Origin of the sequence: Actinosynnema sp. NPDC023794 (assembly GCF_040639675.1) — a bacterium.
Classification (GTDB): domain Bacteria; phylum Actinomycetota; class Actinomycetes; order Mycobacteriales; family Pseudonocardiaceae; genus Actinosynnema; species Actinosynnema luteola.
Window position 1 is genome coordinate 25910 of record NZ_JBFAFR010000030.1, and the last position, 16073, is coordinate 41982.

13 protein-coding genes, 1 tRNA gene and 1 pseudogene are annotated in these 16073 nt (G+C 70.0%); 4 read left to right on the plus strand and 11 right to left on the minus strand.

Annotated elements, in window-relative coordinates; translation table 11 throughout:
* Position 1 precedes the first annotated feature (1 nt).
* The 3 genes from AB0H12_RS36550 to AB0H12_RS36560 form a co-directional block, all read right to left on the minus strand.
* Positions 2-1843: a phage tail sheath subtilisin-like domain-containing protein gene (locus tag AB0H12_RS36550; RefSeq protein ID WP_499629132.1), complete on the minus strand. Its 1842-nt coding sequence runs from the start codon at positions 1841-1843 to the stop codon at positions 2-4.
* A 723-nt stretch (positions 1844-2566) separates the two neighbouring features.
* Entirely contained in the window at positions 2567-3214 is a 648-nt protein-coding gene (locus AB0H12_RS36555) for a hypothetical protein (RefSeq protein WP_499629134.1), read from the minus strand.
* A gap of 133 nt (positions 3215-3347) precedes the next feature.
* Entirely contained in the window at positions 3348-3590 is a 243-nt protein-coding gene (locus AB0H12_RS36560) for a helix-turn-helix domain-containing protein (protein WP_499629137.1), read from the minus strand.
* A 288-nt stretch (positions 3591-3878) separates the two neighbouring features.
* On the opposite strand from AB0H12_RS36560, the gene AB0H12_RS36565 reads away from it, so the two are divergent.
* Complete coding sequence (locus AB0H12_RS36565) at positions 3879-5309, plus strand: recombinase family protein (RefSeq protein WP_499629139.1); 1431 nt, start codon at positions 3879-3881, stop codon at positions 5307-5309.
* 260 nt (positions 5310-5569) lie between these two features.
* On the plus strand, positions 5570-6967 hold the full coding sequence (locus AB0H12_RS36570) for a recombinase family protein (protein ID WP_499629279.1): 1398 nt from the start codon (positions 5570-5572) through the stop codon (positions 6965-6967).
* Positions 6968-6972: 5 nt separating this feature from the next.
* On the opposite strand, the gene AB0H12_RS36575 is transcribed toward AB0H12_RS36570, so the two are convergent.
* Positions 6973-7055, minus strand: a tRNA-Leu gene (locus AB0H12_RS36575).
* A 374-nt stretch (positions 7056-7429) separates the two neighbouring features.
* Between AB0H12_RS36575 and AB0H12_RS36580 the strand changes: the two genes are divergently transcribed.
* Positions 7430-7672 (plus strand): hypothetical protein, encoded by a 243-nt coding sequence (locus tag AB0H12_RS36580; RefSeq protein WP_499629141.1) that lies wholly within the window; start codon positions 7430-7432, stop codon positions 7670-7672.
* Positions 7673-7753: 81 nt separating this feature from the next.
* Here AB0H12_RS36580 and AB0H12_RS36585 read toward each other — a convergent pair whose 3' ends face one another.
* Complete coding sequence (locus AB0H12_RS36585; RefSeq protein WP_499629143.1) at positions 7754-8065, minus strand: zinc-binding dehydrogenase; 312 nt, start codon at positions 8063-8065, stop codon at positions 7754-7756.
* A gap of 8 nt (positions 8066-8073) precedes the next feature.
* A complete protein-coding gene (locus AB0H12_RS36590) occupies positions 8074-8385 on the minus strand; it encodes a hypothetical protein (protein ID WP_499629145.1) in 312 nt (103 codons plus the stop codon).
* 222 nt (positions 8386-8607) lie between these two features.
* Between AB0H12_RS36590 and AB0H12_RS36595 the strand changes: the two are divergent.
* Positions 8608-9019 (plus strand): annotated as a pseudogene (locus AB0H12_RS36595) (winged helix-turn-helix transcriptional regulator).
* Between the two features lie 382 nt (positions 9020-9401).
* On the opposite strand, the gene AB0H12_RS36600 reads toward AB0H12_RS36595, so the two are convergent.
* The 5 genes from AB0H12_RS36600 to AB0H12_RS36620 all read right to left on the minus strand — a co-directional run bounded on the left by AB0H12_RS36600 (position 9402) and on the right by AB0H12_RS36620 (position 16015).
* Entirely contained in the window at positions 9402-10652 is a 1251-nt protein-coding gene (locus tag AB0H12_RS36600) for an arginine deiminase (protein ID WP_499629146.1), read from the minus strand.
* Positions 10653-10668: 16 nt separating this feature from the next.
* Complete coding sequence (locus tag AB0H12_RS36605; RefSeq protein ID WP_499629148.1) at positions 10669-12108, minus strand: basic amino acid/polyamine antiporter; 1440 nt, start codon at positions 12106-12108, stop codon at positions 10669-10671.
* Between the two features lie 13 nt (positions 12109-12121).
* A complete protein-coding gene (gene nhaC, locus AB0H12_RS36610; RefSeq protein WP_499629150.1) occupies positions 12122-13606 on the minus strand; it encodes a Na+/H+ antiporter NhaC in 1485 nt (494 codons plus the stop codon).
* A 180-nt stretch (positions 13607-13786) separates the two neighbouring features.
* Positions 13787-14746: a calcium/sodium antiporter gene (locus tag AB0H12_RS36615; protein ID WP_499629152.1), complete on the minus strand. Its 960-nt coding sequence runs from the start codon at positions 14744-14746 to the stop codon at positions 13787-13789.
* An 87-nt stretch (positions 14747-14833) separates the two neighbouring features.
* Positions 14834-16015 carry a hypothetical protein gene (locus AB0H12_RS36620; RefSeq protein ID WP_499629154.1) on the minus strand — a complete coding sequence of 394 codons (1182 nt, stop codon included), beginning with the start codon at positions 16013-16015 and terminating at the stop codon, positions 14834-14836.
* Between the last annotated feature and the right edge of the window lie 58 nt (positions 16016-16073).

Here is a 16073-nt window from a genome sequence, read left to right on the forward strand (position 1 = left end):
CTCACACCTCGATCTGCCCGGCCAGCTGCTCGATCTGGATGATCACGAACTCGGCGGGCTTCAGCGGAGCGAAACCGACAAGAATGTTCACGATTCCGGAGTTGATGTCGTTCTGCGTGGTGGTGTCCTTGTCGCACTTGACGAAGTACGCCTCGCGCGAGGATGTGCCCTGGAACGCGCCGCGTTCGAACAGCGAGTTCATGAACGCGCCCACGTTGAGCCGGATCTGCGCCCACAGCGGCTCGTCGTTGGGCTCGAACACCACCCACTTCGTGCCGCGGTACAGGCTCTCCTCGATCATCAGCGCCAGCCTGCGCACCGGCACGTACTTCCACTGCGAGGCCAGCGCGTCCGCGCCGTCGAGGGTGCGCGCGCCCCAGACCACCGGCCCGATCACCGGGAAGGAGCGCAGGCAGTTCACCCCGAGCGGGTTGACCAGGCCGTTCTCCGGGTCGTTGAGCGGCACGGTCAGCGCGCGGGCGCCCGCCAGGCGCGCCTCGGTGCCCGCGGGGGCCTTCCAGACCCCGCGCTCGCTGTCGGTGCGGGCCATGATCCCGGCGACCGTGCCGCACGGCGGGAAGGCCCGCAGCCGCCCGGTCAGCGGGTCGGTCTGCTCCAGGTGCGGGAAGTACAGCGCCGCGTGGTCGCTGCGCACCGGGTCCAGCTCGGTCAGCCCGGCGCGGGCCCGGTCCAGCGTCGTCCACGTCGCAGGGCTGTCCACCAGCAGGAACATCCGCTTGTCCGCGCACAGCCGCTCGGCCGCGGCGAGCACCTGGACCTGTTGGTCGATCGAGTCGAACCCGCACACCTCGGGCAGGCACAGCAGGTTGACGTCCTCCACGTCGCGCAGCGCGTGGATGCCGGTCTTGTCCAGTTCCGAGCCGATGATGTCGTTGGGGCCGGGCAGGTCGCCGTCGGTGCCCTTCTGCGTGGCGCCGACGGCGTAGGCGGTGGTGTTGGGGGAGGCGTTGAGGTTCAGCGCGGTGGCCACTTCGCCGCTGAACTCCAGCACGGTGGTCGGGTCGTCGGAACCGGAGACGACCTGCAGCCGGTTGCCCATGGGCGTCACCCGCGCCGCGCCGAAGGTCCTGGACCGAGGCTTGTCGGGGATCGCGCGCAGCGCCTTCTCCAGCGCCAGTCCCAACTCCACCACGTTCGCGGGCTGGCCCGCGATGCGGGTCTTGTAGATCTCGGTGCCGCCCTTGACCTTGACCTCCAGGTCCTTGTCCGGGATGGCCGGGACGTCCGTGCCGAACGGGCCGGAGACGGTGCCGTTCGGGTCGGGCCGCAGCATCGGGCCGTCCCCGCCGGGCGAGGAGACCTCGATCAGCGCGGAACCGGAGTTGACCACGTCCACGACGTAGCGCGGGTGGTCGGGGTCGGGGGAGACGTCGCTGAAGGTCTCGTTGCCCACCCGCAGGGTGAACGTCTCGTTGGGCGTCGGCGTGGCGTAGTCGACCGAGACCCGCAGGGCGTTGCCCCAGGCCCCCGGCTCCTTCGCCGCGACGACCAGCGCGTCCCCGGGGGACTGGGACGGGTCGGAGCTGTTCTTGAGCGTGGAGCTGGCCGTCGCCGAGCCGGAGGCCACCCGGACCACCACGCCGATCGACCCGCCGTTGAGGAAGAACTGCTGTACGGCGTAGCTGACCGGGCTCTTGGCGGCCAGGCCGCCGAACCGCCGCTCGAAATCGGCGAAACCGGTGATCGTGACCGGCTGGTCCACCGGCCCCTTGGCGGTGTACCCGACGAATGCGGTCACCGAAGTGGACACCGCGGTGATCGTGCGAACCCGACTGGGCAATTCTTCGATGTAGACACCGGGATAGGTCGGTGTGACAGGCATGTGCGCTCCACGGTCCTCGGCACGCTAGTGGTGAGAGGCGTGGGCGGGCGACACCCAGCTCCCCCCGTTCCCCAGCGCTCACGCGCCATCGGATGGGATCGATACTTGCCCCGTCCGCCGTTCGCGTCAAGAGATTACGCCGTGTACCGCTATTGATTACCCCGTATGGCTGATGATCGACAAGTGGCGTGCCTCGACCCGGAGTTGATACGGGCAATGGGGCCGTTTGTCCGGCTTCTGCCGTGTAGTCGTTGAATTCGCTGTCGAATGGCCCGACGAGGTGTCGAGCCGGTCCCACTGCCCTGGGGGACGGGTGCGAGTGCGGGGTCGGCTGCCCTCGCGAATACCTCGGAGGACATGCCCGGCGCGGCGTGAGTGGGTGGACCGCCGATGCGATCGACGCCCGAACGAGGCGAGGCGCATCGATCTGCTCCTCGGTACCGTCGCTGTGACCGGCGCCGCGCAAGGCCTCGGCCGAACCCGCCGTGGCGAGAGCTCCCGGCGCGCCATCTTCAATGCCGCCCTCGCGCTGGTCGGGAGGCGGGCTGCACCGCCACCACGATCGAGGACACCGCCGCCAGGGCGCGTTCAGCAGTCGTCGACGTGTCGTGCCCGTCCCGGCCCCTGCGCGTCGCGTGGTCGATAGCGGTCGTGCTGCCGGCAACCGCCGAGCGCACCGCGTGCGGGCAGCCCCCCTGCCCGCACGCGGTGCGCTCGGTTCGATCAGCCGTTCTGCAGGTACACCGACAGCCAGACCGACGAGCTGGCCGTGTTGGTGTAGTTCTTGACTTGGATGAAGCGCGTGCCGGCGGGCACGTCGAGGTTGTCCCAGGTCTGGTTGACCCGCATGCCGCCGCGCAGGCCGTCGCGCACCATGAGCACCGCGAAGCGGCCGCTGCCGTCCGGTTCGAGGGCGACCGGGCGGGCCTGGTTCTCGGCCAGGTACTGGTAGGCCTGGAGCTCGGTGATGCCGTGGTACCACCACCACGTGAGGCCGTCGACGCCGCTGTTCGGGATCATGATCGCGTCGTAGCGGCCGCCGCCGATGGGGCCGAGGTCGACCAGGCGGCAACCGCAGTCGCCGAGCTTCTCGGAGATCGTGGCCGGGGTGACGTTCAGCCACCACCACCAGCTCTTCGCCGCTTCGCCGGTGTTGTCGACCCACGCGGCGGCGAAGCGGGTCTCGCCGTCGACCGTGTGACGCTCCAGGTCGATCAACCGCTTGTCCGGCTTGGCGCTGATCTTGCTGCTCAGGCTGGCGCCCGTTTCGTGCGTGGTCCACGAGAATGACCCGCCGGGTGTCCGGGTGTACGCGGCATTGTTGTTCACCGACACCACGGAGAACCGCTGCCCCACGGCTCTACGTTCCATCTTCCCTGCAGCGACGGGGCTATCCGGCCGACTGCGGCATCGACATTAGAACGCCGTCGCCTCGACGGGCATCTCGTGGTGACAGGGGGATGTCGCGATGCAGCCGGATGCAGCGAGCGGTGAGGCGAGTTCGTCAGGGCATCGGCGAGTGGAACAGTTCGGGCGGCTGAACGCCGAGTGCGTCGGCGAGGACGAAGACGCGGTCGAGGCTGGGTGAGTGTCTGCCGTTCTCGATGCGGCTGACGGTCTTGCGGTCGAATCCGCCTGCCTCGGCCAGCTGTTCCTGTGTCCAGTTGCGTTGCAGGCGCAGGGCCGCGATGCGGTGGCCGAATTGTGTCCGGTTCTCCGTGAGGTGCGGGTGGTTCGGCGCGGGCATGGGATCCAGTCTGGGGCTTCGGGGCATGGATCTCGCTGGACGGGCCGGCTCGTCGCCGTCGCGCCGACTACACCAGGCATGTCGGGCCCGCCGATGGAAGCAGGGCAGGGTCCGACGCCGAATTTTCGCTGGGGTCCCTGCTGCCCGGCGAGTTGACCGGCAGGTGGTGGCCTGTTCGGGTGTATGTCCTGCTCTGTTCGGGTGGTGCTCGGGCGGTCCCGCGTCAGCCTGGTGGTGCGGAGCGGTCACGCAGGGCGTCCCCGTTCCTCCACGATGAAGGCGACAACGATGATCACGTCCAGGACCGACCAGGATCTGCTCGACGGCTGGTTACAGGCCAAACAGCGCCGAGGCGAGCGGAAACGCTCGCAGGACCCGTACCTGCACCTCGGGTTGCGGTTCGCGTTCTACGGGCGGATGTCGACCTCGGAGCATCAGGATCGGCATACCTCGCGGTTGTGGCAGCGGGAGATGTCGGAGCTGCTGGTCGAGGGGTATGGGCTGATCGTGGCGGAGTTCTTCGACGTGGGTGTGTCGCGGCGCCGTCGGTGGTCCAACCGGCCGGAGGGCGCGCGGTTGCTGGAGGCGTTGGCGGATTCGGACCGTGGGTTCGAGGCGGTGGTGGTGGGGGAGTACGAGCGGGCGTTCTACGGCCGTCAGTTCGACGAGATGGTGCCGCTGCTGGGGGCGGCGGGGGTGCAGATGTGGCTGCCCGAGGTTGCTGGCCCGGTGGACCTGGATGACGGTGAGCACCGCCGGTTGATGCGGTTCTTGGGGGCGCAGTCGCAGCGTGAGGTGATCCGGGCGCGGAACCGGTCGCTGCGGTCGATGAAGGTCCAGGCCGAACTCGGCCGCTACCTGGGCGGGCGGCCACCGTACGGGTACCTGTTGGTCGACGCGGGGCCGCATCCCAACCGCGCCGACGCCCGGTGGGGACGGCGGGCATGGAAGCTCGCGCCGGACCCGCGGACCGCCCTCCACGTGAAGTGGATCTTCGCGCGTCGGGTGGAGGGGATGTCGGTGGCGGGGATCGCCAGGGCTCTCAACGAACGCGGGGTGCCGTGCCCGTCCGCTGCCGATCCGGTGCGGAACCGGCACCGGTCGGGGGAGGGGTGGGGTGCGCCGACGGTGAAGACGATCCTGGAGAATCCGCGTTATACCGGTCGGCAGGTGTGGAACCGGATGGCCAATGATCGTGACGAGGTCGACCCGCGGACCGGACGGCCGGGCCAGTTCCCGAACCTGCCGGAGGACTGGGCGATCTCGCTGGACATCGCGCACACGCCGTTGGTGGGCATGCGGGAGTTCACCGACGTGCAGAAGGTGCGCGCCCGACGTCCGAACGGCGACGGCGGTGAGCGGCGGTACCTGCTGGCGGGGCTGGTGGTGTGCGGGGTGTGCGGGCGGCGGATGGATTCGCACTGGGTGAACGGCCGTCCCGGCTACCGCTGCCGGCACGGCTACAACAGTTCTCGTCCGCGTCCGGCGGGCACTCCGCGTCCGCTGTACCGGCGGGAGGACCGCCTGCTGGAGAACATCGCCCTCGCGGTGGCGCCCGACCGGCCGGTATGCGCCGAGACCGGTGCTGCGGCTGTCGCGTCGTGGAACGAGGGCACTCGAGTGATCTGCGGACGGGACAGCGTCGAGATCCGCGACGACCACGACGAGCACGGTCCCCGGGCAGCTGTCGGAGGGCGGCGGCGGAGGACCACGGTCTGATCCGGTTGTGCTGGTTGTCCGCACCATGGATCGGCACCCGCGTCAGCGGGTGGAGAGGGCCGTGGTGAGCGTGACGGGCCGGTCAGTGGTCCATCGATCAGGGATTGGGGCCTGTTGGCGCTTCGTCGGGCTGGCGCGCCGCCGCACCGGACCACGCTGCGGACCCCCGACCGCGACCACCATGAAATGATCATGATTTCGTGGTGGCACGGCACAAAAGGGCGGCGATGATGGCGGGTCGGGACATCCTGATGGCGTGGATGGGTCGGCAGGAGAACACGCTGCGGGGAAGTCACACCGGCTGTCCCGAGCCCGCGGGTGGTCTGCGGTTCGCGTTCTACGGCCGCACCTCCACCATCGACCACCAGGATCCGGAGACCTCGAAGGCGTGGCAGATGGAGGTGGCCTCCGAGGCGATCGCCGGGCATGGCCGCATCGTGAAGGTGTTCTTCGACGCCGGGCAGTCCCGCCGCGGTGCGTGGCGTGACCGCCCCGAGGCCGCCGAGCTGCTGGCGGCGGTGCGCGACCCGAACCGGGGGTTCGACGCGATCATCGTGGGGGAGTACGAGCGCGCGTTCGCCGGGGACCAGCTGCCGCGGCTGCTGGCGCTGTTCCGCCGCTACGGCGTGCAGGTATGGCTGCCCAAGTCCGACGGCCCGATCGACATGGACAACCCCGAGCACCGAGCCCTGGTCAAAATGCTAGGAGGGCAGTCGCTGCGCGAGGTCGTGCGTGCCCGCCATCGCGCGATGGCCTCCATGCGCGTACAGACTCTGGAAGGGCGCTTCCTCGGCGGCCGGGCACCCTACGGCTACATGCTCGTCGAGTCCGGCGCACACCCCCGGCTCGCCGACGCCCGCCGCGGCCGCATGACCTACCGCCTGGAGGTCGACCCCGAGACCGCGCCGGTCGTACGGTGGCTGTTCGCCGAACGCCGGGCCGGCCGCAGCGTCGACAGTCTCGTCCGCGACCTCAACGACCGCGGCGTGCCGTGCCCGGCCGCACACGACGCCGAGCGCAACACCCACCGCACCCGCCGCCGCTGGACCGCCGAGACGGTCACCGTGATCCTGCAGAACCCGCGCTACACCGGCTGGCAGATCTGGAACCGCCAAGGCGTCGACCACGACCACACCACCCCCACCGACCGCAGGCGCCGCCGCATGGTCAAACGCAACCCGACCGACCGCTGGGTCGTCTCCCGACAGCGCGCCCACACCCCGCTGGTCGGCGAACAAGACTTCGTTGCCGTACAGCGACTGCGCACCCGACGCGCCACCACTACCGGCGAGACCCGCGAGTACCTGTTCGCCGGTCTACTGCGCTGCGGAACCTGCGACCGACGCCTGGACTGTCACTGGGTCAACGGACGCGCCGGCTACCGCTGCCGCCACGGCCACACCGGACCACGCACCGACAACCGGCCAGCGACCCTCTACCTCCGAGAAGACCACCTGATCACCAGGATCGGCCGCGCCTTGCACCTGCCCGCCGCCGCGAGCCCGCGCACCGTGGCCGACCGGATCCGCGTGAACCGGGCGGTGGTCGTCTGCCACGCCGACGCGGTCACGGTCGACGGGACGCTCACCGGTCCCACGTGGGAAAAGGAAAACCCCACGGAGCCGGTCCACTATGCTGGAACCAACCCCATGGGGTAATAATGTGTCCGAGGGGGGACTTGAACCCCCACCCCCTTTCGGGGACTAGCACCTCAAGCTAGCGCGTCTGCCATTCCGCCACCCGGACTCGGCTCTCGCCGTGGTGTGCGCATAGATTACATGATCGTCTTCCGTGGTCCAAATCGGGGTGGTTGGTTGGATGGCGGAGAGTGTTTCTCCAGGTCAGGCGGGTGGTGGTGCAGTGGGGTGTTCGGGGTGGCGGCGAGGTGGTGCGTCTGGTCGGTGGCGGTCGAGGTAGTCGTGAAGGTGGGGGAGGGTGCTGGGGTGGGGGAGGGGCCGGTGGGGCAGGACTGTCGGGGGTGGGGGTGGTCGGTGAGGGCACGTGGTGGCGCATTGTGTTGGCCCTGTCGGCGTGGGGGGTGGGACCTGGGGCCACGGTCGAGTTCATCGTCAGCCTATCGGGCACTGGTATTTGTTGATCCGAACGGCGACGCTGGCGCGGTGACTAATGATGTTCCACCTCTCATCTACGACGACGTGACGGATCTGGTGCCGGTCATGCTTCCGGCCGACGTCGCGACTCGGCTTGACATCGAGACCGAACGTACCGCGCTGGTGCTGAGGAACCGCGTTCCTGTCTCGGTTATTCGCGCCACACTGCTCGCAGTGGGCCTGGATCGGGCTCACGTTGCGGCCAGTGCCCTGGTCGCGCGAGCGGCGAATACGGAATTGCAAAACCCCTGATCGGGTAGCGTCACGGCGCTGCGCCCGCCGGTCCCGTGTTCTGGTGAGCACGGGACCGGTTCGTGTTTGGCGGGATTGTTGTTACGGGAGCAGGAGCCAGCGGCCGCGTTGTCCGCCCGTTGCGACGTTGTCGTAGGCGGCCAGGGCTTCGGTTAGGGGTACGCGGGCCGCGACTCGCAGTTCGAGGACGCCGGTGACGGCTTGGGTGAGGAGTGCGGTCAGTTGGGCGTTGTCGGGAATGACGCTCACGATGCCGATGTCGATGCCCCGTTCGGGCGTCGCCGGGGAGGCTGACGGGACGCCGACGAACGTGCCGTTGTCGCGGACGGCGGCGAGGGCCGTGGCGTGGAGGACGGCGCCGTCGAGGACGGCGTCGAAGGTGGCGGTCGGCACGGTGGTGGTCAGGTCGTGGGCGCCGGGCCTGAGCGCGAAGTCGCGGTCGGAGTCGCGGGCAGTCCGGTGACGGCCCAGTCGGCCTGGGCGGCCAGGGCGACGGTGTAGCCGCCCACCGCGCCGGCGGCACCGGTGACCAGCAGGGTGCGTCCGTCGGCCGGGTCCAGGCGGCGCACCAGTTGAGCTGCGGCTTGGGCGTTGAGGGGCAGGGTCGCGGCGCCGACCGGGTCCAGGTCGGCGGGTAGGAGGGCGGCGGCGCGGGCCGGGACGACGGCCTCCTCGGCGTGGGCGCGGACCGGGGCCGTGAAGTCGGGGTGCACGGCGGCGATGGGGTCGCCGACGGCGAAGGTGGTGACATCGGCGCCTGTCCGGTGAGGACGCCGGTCAGGGGCATGCCCAGGCCGACCGCGCCGGTGAGACCGAAGATCGCCCTGGCCGGGCCCCGGGCGATGAGGGTGTCGACGGATGCCGCCGTGACGCGGACGCGCAGGTCGTGCGGGCCGAGAATTGGAAGCGCGACTTCGGTGAGTGCGGGGGAGGAGGTGCGGGGTTGGGAGACGAAGGCGAGCGTCACGGGCACTGGTGACGAGGCGGCACGATTCGATGCGTTCACGGCCTCGTGTCCCAGTCGGCGGTTGCTTGACACGATTGGTGACAAGTGGGCGAGTCTGGTGGTTGTGGCATTGGGGCCCGGGGTCGGATGCGGTATTCCGCGCTTTCCGCGCGGCTCGAAGGGGTGAGTCAGAATATGTGACGCAGACGTTGAGGGGACTGGAGCGGGACGGGCTGGTGACGCGCACGGTCATCCCGTCGGTCCCGGTCCGGGTCGACTACGAGCTCACACCGTTGGGCCAGTCATTGTTGGAGTCGATTTGCCACCTCAAGGAGTGGGTCGAGTCGCACATGGCCGAGGTCGATCGGGCGCGCGAGGAGTACGACCGGAAGATCGCTTGAGAGTTATTGACGAAGAAGGCAATGGCCGGATCCCCGCTGAGACGCCGTAGCGGCATTCGGTGTGGCCCGGTGCCCGTGTGCGAGGACGGGGAGTTCGATCTCGGCGATGTTGAGCCATGACCCCTGTCTGGGGTGTGGTGGATCTCACGTCCAACGTCCCGGCCCTCCCGATGTGCACCGTGCCGCCCGGGAGGTGGGGTGGGGCGATAGAGGCTCCAGCCCAGATCACCGGACACCGCAGAATCGAACTGGGTGAGCACGAACGCCTGCGCCACCACCACGAAGGTGCTGGGGGAAGTGGGAGTAGCGGACCACTCCTTCGATCGCGCATGGCCGGGACCCGTCTGGTAGGCGCACCATGCCGTTCCGCGTGCGGGCCGGGTCAGTAGTCGATCGGGTCGCGGGAGATGGGGCAGGTCATGCAGTGGCCGCCGCCGCGGCCCCTGCCGAGTTCGGCGCCGACGATGGTGATCACCTCGATGCCCGCCTTGCGCAGCCGCGAGTTGGTGTCGGTGTTGCGGTCGTAGGCGACGACCACGCCGGGTTCGACCGCGACCAGGTTGTTGCCGCTGTCCCACTGGCTGCGCTGGGCGGTGTAGGCGTCGCCGCCCGTTTCCACGATGCGCAGCTTGGGCAGGTTGAGGGCGTCCGCCACCACGTCCACGAAGGACTGCTTCTCCTCCGTCACCTCGATCGGGTCGCCGGGGCGCAGGGTGAACGGGTGGATGCCGTCCACGATGTCAGGGAACGTCGTCACGCAGTCGCGGTCGGCGAAGGTGAAGATGGTGTCCAGGTGCATGGCCGCGCGCAGCTTCGGCATGCCGGCGACGATCACGCGTTCGGCGGCGCCCCGCTCGAACAGGGTGGCGGCCAGCTGGGTGATCGCCTGGCGGGACGACCGCTCGCTCATCCCGACCAGCACCACGCCGTTGCCCACCGGCATCACGTCACCGCCCTCCAACGTGGACAGGCCCCACTGCCGCTCGGGGTCGCCCCACCAGACGGTCGAGCCGACGAAGTCCGGGTGGAACTCGTAGACCGCCTTCATCAGCAACGTCTCGTCGTGCCGCGCGGGCCAGTACAGGGGGTTGAGGGTCACGCCGCCGTAGAGCCAGCACGTGGTGTCGCGGGTGTAGAGGGTGTTGGGCAGAGGCGGCATCAGGTACTCGGGCACGCCGGTCGACTCGCGGGCGAGGGCGATGTAGCCGGGGCGGAAGTCCGGTGGCAGGTCGGCCGTGGACAGCCCGCCGATCAGGAACTCCGCCAGCCTGCGGTGCTCCAGCTCCTCCAGGAACGCGCGCGTGTCCTCCACCAGGCCGATCCCGACCTCGTCGGCGACGATCTTCCGGTCGAGCAGCCAGGTCTTGGCGCCCGGCACGTCGAGGGTCTCGGTCAGCAGGTTGTGCAGCTCCACGACGTCGACCCCGCGTTCCCGCAGCTTGGCCATGAAGTCGAAGTGGTCGCGGACGGCGTTCTGCACCCACATCACGTCGTCGAACAGCAGGGCGTCGCAGTTGGTCGGGGTCAGCCTGGCGTGGGCGAGGCCCGGCGCGCAGACGAGCACCTTCCGCAGCCTGCCGACTTCGGAGTGCACGCCGTACGCCGCGGACGGGCGCTGAGCCGTGTCGGTCATGTCCTTGTCCCTCTCGTTAGATGACGATCAGACCGGTGGCGAGGCCGAGCACGCCGAGCACGGCCAGGACGACCGCGAGGATGAACAGCGCCAGCTCGGCGGCGGAGAACACGCGCCTGCCCTGTTCCCGGCGCGCCATCACGAACAGGATCGTTCCCGGCGCGTAGATGATGAACGACAGCAACAGGAACTCGATGCCGGCCGCGAAGATCAGGAACGCGGTGTAGACGACCGCGAGGGCCGCGACCGCGACCTCCTTGCCGCGCCCGCCGCGGTCGTGCTCGTCGGTCCCGCCGCGGACCCCGATCCGCAGCGCGTACCCGGCCGCCAGCAGGTAGGGGATGAGCGACAGCGAGCTGCAGAGCTTGAGCGTGAACGTGAAGGCGTCGTCGGAGAACACCGTCACGACCAGCACCGCCGTGATGAGGGTGCTCGTCATCACCAGCGCCGCGATCGGCACGCCCTGGCGGTTCTCGCGCCTGAGGAAGCGCGGCATGTCGTCGTCCTTCGCGGCGACGAACAGCACCTCGGCGGCCATCAGCGTCCACGCCAGGTAGGCGCCGAGCACCGAGACGATCAGACCGAGGCCGATGAACGCCGAGCCCCACGTGCCCACGACCGACTCCAGCACGCCCATCATCGACGGCTGCCGCAGCCCCGCGAGGTCGTCCTTGCCCAGCGCGCCGTAGGACAGCAGCGTCACCGAGGCGAACAGGGCCAGCACGCTGAGGAAGCCGAGCACGGTCGCCCGGCCGACGTCGGTGCGCTTGCGCGCGTACCGGGAGTAGACGCTTGCTCCCTCGACGCCGAGGAAGACGAACACCGTGACCAGCATCGTCGACTTGACCTGCTCGAACAACGCGCCCGCCGACGGTTCGGTGCCGCCCCAGAAGTTGGCCGAGAACACGTCGGCCTTCAGCGTGACGGCCAGGATCACCACGAACACCAGGATCGGCACCAGCTTGGCGACCGTGACGATCCGGTTGATCGCCGCCGCCTCCTTGACGCCACGCGTGATCACGTAGTGGAAGGCCCACACGCCGACGGCCGAGATCGCCACCGCGATCACGGTGTTCCCCTCGCCCAGCCCGGGTATCACCGTGCCGAGGGTCGACTTGATCAACACCCAGTAGCTCACGTTGCCGACGCACGCGCTCGCCCAGTACCCGAAGGCGGAGAAGAAGCCGGGGAACTCGCCGAACCCGGCCTTCGCGTAGGCGTACACCCCGGCGTCGAGCTCGGGCTTGCGCACCGCGAGGGTCTGGAACACGAACGCGAGCATGAGCATGCCGACGCCCGCGACCACCCAGGCGACGATCGCGCCGAGCACACCGGTGGCCTGGGCGAAGTTGCGGGGCAGCGAGAACACCCCCGCGCCGACCATCGAGCCGACCACCATCGCGGTCAGGGTCAGCAACGGCATCTGCTGCGACTTCCTGGCTTCCGTCACGGTCATCGTCGTCACCTGTTCACGCGTCGGCCGGTTCGGGACCGGCAGGTCGCACTCGTTCGATCCGGAAGCCGGTGAACCCGTAGACCAAGCTCAGCAACGGGCTGGCGATGTTGAAGAAGCAGAACGGCAGGTACAGCAGCGTCGACACGCCCAGCGCCGCGCTCATGAACGCGCCGCACGAGTTCCACGGCACCAACGGCGAGGTGACCGTGCCGCTGTCGGCGGCCAACCGCGACAGGTTGGTCGGCGCGAGTCCCCGTCTGGCGAACTCGACCCGGAAGACCTTGGACGGCAGCACGAGCGCGATGTACTGGTCGCCCGCGACGACGTTGAGCCCGAACGCGGTGGCGAACACGGCGACGAACAGCCGCCCGGTGCCCTTCGCCGCGCGGATCATCGGGTCGATCAGGCGGTTGATCAGGCCGAACTCCTCCAGCACGGTACCGAAGGTGACCGCGCCGATGATCAGCCACAGGGTGAGCAGCATGCTGTCCATGCCGCCGCGGGACAGCAGCCGGTCGACGTCGCCGATCCCGGAGTCCAGGGTGAACCCGGTGGCCAGCGCCTGCCACACGGCCTGGATCCCGGTCCGCACCGGGTCGAGGCCGGGCGCGGCGACGAAGGCCCGCACGACGTCGTGCTGGGTGAACACGGCGAGGAGCCCGGCGAAGAGCGCCGAGGTCATCAGGGCGAGCGACGCGGGGACCTTGCGGGCGGAGAGGACCGCGAGGAGCACCAGCGGCAGCAGGTTGAGCGGGGTGATCCAGTAGATGTCGCCCAGCGCGTTCAGCTCGGAGGCGGTGTCGCCCGCGTCGGTCGGCGCCGGTCCCCAGAACAGGCCGATCAGCGCGAACAGGGTGAACGCGAGGCCGAACGCGGGCAGCGAGGTCCACGCCTGGCGTTTGATGTGCTCGTAGACGTCGACCTTGGCCAGCTGCGCGGTGAGGACGGTCGTCTCGGACAGCGGGGAGAGCTTGTCGCCGAGGTAGGCGCCCGAGATGACCGCGCCGGCGGTGATGCCCGGCGACAGGCCGAGCATCAGGGCGATGCCGACCAGGCCGACGCCGATCGTGCCCGCCGTCGTCCACGAGCTGCCGATCGACATCGCGACGATGCCGCAGATCAGCGCGGTCGCCGCGTAGTACCAGGTGGGTGAGAGCGCCTGGATCCCGTAGTAGACCAGCGTCGGGATCGTGCCGGACAGGTTCCACGTGCCGATCAGCGCGCCGACGGCCAGCAGGATGAACACCGCGCTGGTGATCGAGGTGAGCGCGCGTTGGTTGGCGGCTTCGACCTCCGCCCACCGGTGGCCGTTCTTGAGCACGACGAGCGTCGCGACCATCGCGCACAGGACGAGCGCGACCTGGATGGGGCCGTCGAGCGCGCCCAGTCCGAACAGGGCGAGCGAGCCGCCGATCAGCGCCACCAACGCGACCAGCGGCACGGTCGCGTCCACGAGCGACGGTGCGCGGACGTGCCGGTGGCTGCCGGTGTCGGTCATGTGCGCCTCGGCGGGCCGGGCCCGAGCACGCGGACCTCCGGTCGCGGCGCCCGCGGCCGGTGATCTTCGTGAGCAGGATCCGGCATGGCCCAATCACGGTAGGTCGGGGTCGGTGGGCGCGCAAAAGGGTCCTACCTGCATCGACGGCAAACGCCCCGATCGGGTGACGAGCTCGGGGCCTCACAGCCGCGTCGTGAGCAGCCAGGCCGTGTACACCAGGTAGGCCGCCACGAAGGCGCCGCCCTCGACGCGGCTCAGCCGTCTGCGGGTGAAGAAGGCGGGCACGCACACGACGGCGGTGGCGACCATGAGGACCATGTCCAGGGCCAGCACGTCGTCGGGCACCGGGACGGGCCCCGGTGCGGCGAGGATGGTCGGCCCGAGGATGAGGGCGATGTTGAACACGCTGGAGCCGAGCAGGTTCCCCAGGGCGAGCGAGCGGTCGCCGCGGAAGGTGGACACGACCGTGGTGACGAGTTCCGGCGCCGAGGTGCCGATCGCGACCACGGTCAGGCCGATGATCGTGTCGCTCGCGCCCCAGATGCGGGCGATCCGCACCGCGCCGTCCACGAGGAACTCCGACCCGATGACGATGACGGCCAGGCCCGCGACCAACAGGAGCACCTGAGGGCCCACCGGTCGGGCACGGGCGCTCGTCGTGGCGGCCGGCGCGCCTCGCGACGCCGCTGCTTGCCGTCTGGTGTGGACGACCATCAGCCCGAGGTAGGCGGCGCCGTAGACGCACAGCCACACCCCGTCGGTGTTCGTGAGCGAGCCGTCGAGCGCCAGCACGAGGAGCAGGACCGCGGCGCCGGCCATGATCGGCAGGTCGAAGCGCAGCGTCCTGCGTTCGAACACCACCGGTCGGATCAGCGCGCTCAACCCGAGGATGAGCAGGATGTTGACCAGGTTCGTGCCCACGATGTTGCCCACCGCGAGACCGGCGTTGCCCTGTCCGGCGGCGTTGATGCCGATCGCCAGCTCGGGCAGGCTGGTGCCGAGCGAGACGACGGTCATGCCGACCACGAGCGGGCTGACGCCGAACCGGGCGGCGAGCGCGGTGCCTTGGCGCACCACGAGCTCGGCGCCCGCGATCAGCATGGCCAGCCCTGCCAGCAGCGCCGCCGTGGAAGTCGCCACGGACCCTCCCCGGGCAACTCGACTGCGTCAACGGCCCGTGCCAGATCGTCATCGGCGCGGCGGCGACGCGCAACCGCGGCGACGGGCCTAGAGGGGCCCGGTCGGGCGACGCCCGTTCGTGAGGTCGGCGACCTGCCCGGGGGTGAACGGCGGGTCGAGGAGGTCGGCCCGGAGGGCGTGGCAGCGGAACATGTCGGCGATGTAGTGCATCCGGTCGGGCAGGTCGGACCAGTCGCGGGCGGCGGTGTCGAGGAGGCTGTCCGACGTCGGGTCGACGGTCTGGAGCAGCGCGAGCAGCTCGGGGTGCGACAGCCGGGCGAGCAGCGGCGGGAACTCGGCGGGGAGGTCCTCGCCGAGGTCGAGCAGGCCACCGCCCGGCAGGGCCAGCGTCATCAGGTGCTCGGTGACCGCTCGCCGGACCAGCGCACGGGTGTGCTCGGCCAGGTGCTCGCCCGCCAGGCGCACGGGCGTGCGTCGGCCGAGCACGGTCAGCAGCACGCGTCGCAGCCACTTGACCACGCGGTTGCCCGGCAGCAACAGGTCGAGCAGCCGTCGTTCGACCTCGCCCGGGTCGATGACCGGGGCCTGGAGCGCGGCGGTGATCTCCGGTTGGAGGCGGGTCTGCTCGTGCAGGCTGACCTCGATGTTGGCCAGGAGCAGGAGCTCGGCCCGCTCCTTCTCCTCGACCGCGGACATCGCCTGGTGGTAGCGGGTGAACGCCTGCCGCAGGTAGCGCTGGCCGTCGGGCGGCTCGCCGGGGCGCAGCGCGGCGCAGAACCGGTCGACGTCGTCGGCGGACTCGACCAGGAAGCGGGCGAACTCGCGGGCGATCTCCTCGAAGACCTTCAGGTTCCCGCGCGCCGCCGCGTCACCGGCCGCGTCGAACCGGGCGGTGGTCAGCACGGCCTGGCGCACCAGCCGTTCGGCGTCGTCGAGGACGCGGCCCGGGACGGCTCGCCGCAGGCCGCGCACCAGCAGGTCCACGGCGGCAGCCGCCTCGGGCGAGGACTCCAGCATCCGTTCCAGCGTGCGGGCCAGGTCCTCGTGCCGGATGGTCCGGCCGACCTGCTTGGACGCCCAGACGGCGAACGTGCACCAGTTCGCGGACCCGCCGGTGCGGTCCGCCAGCGCCCGGGACAGCTCGTGGTAGCAGTGGGTGATCAGGACGTTCCGGACGACGGGGTCGGCGTGCGCGGCGATCCGGTCGACGTCGCCGACCGTGGGCGGGACGCCGCCGGGTGCCCGCACGTCGCCACTGGTTCGCGTCATGGGTGGTCGACCTCTCTGCCCGGGGTGTACACGTGATTCGTCGTCACGAGGGCGACGA

Coding starts and splice junctions, on each gene's coding strand:
- nhaC (WP_499629150.1), bottom strand. CDS start 13,606: ATGACCGACACCGGCAGCCACCGGCACGTCCGCGCACCGTCGCTCGTG.
- AB0H12_RS36600 (WP_499629146.1), bottom strand. CDS start 10,652: ATGACCGACACGGCTCAGCGCCCGTCCGCGGCGTACGGCGTGCACTCC.
- AB0H12_RS36560 (WP_499629137.1), bottom strand. CDS start 3,590: ATGCCCGCGCCGAACCACCCGCACCTCACGGAGAACCGGACACAATTC.
- AB0H12_RS36570 (WP_499629279.1), top strand. CDS start 5,570: ATGGGTCGGCAGGAGAACACGCTGCGGGGAAGTCACACCGGCTGTCCC.
- AB0H12_RS36550 (WP_499629132.1), bottom strand. CDS start 1,843: ATGCCTGTCACACCGACCTATCCCGGTGTCTACATCGAAGAATTGCCC.
- AB0H12_RS36605 (WP_499629148.1), bottom strand. CDS start 12,108: ATGACCGTGACGGAAGCCAGGAAGTCGCAGCAGATGCCGTTGCTGACC.
- AB0H12_RS36620 (WP_499629154.1), bottom strand. CDS start 16,015: ATGACGCGAACCAGTGGCGACGTGCGGGCACCCGGCGGCGTCCCGCCC.
- AB0H12_RS36565 (WP_499629139.1), top strand. CDS start 3,879: ATGATCACGTCCAGGACCGACCAGGATCTGCTCGACGGCTGGTTACAG.
- AB0H12_RS36555 (WP_499629134.1), bottom strand. CDS start 3,214: ATGGAACGTAGAGCCGTGGGGCAGCGGTTCTCCGTGGTGTCGGTGAAC.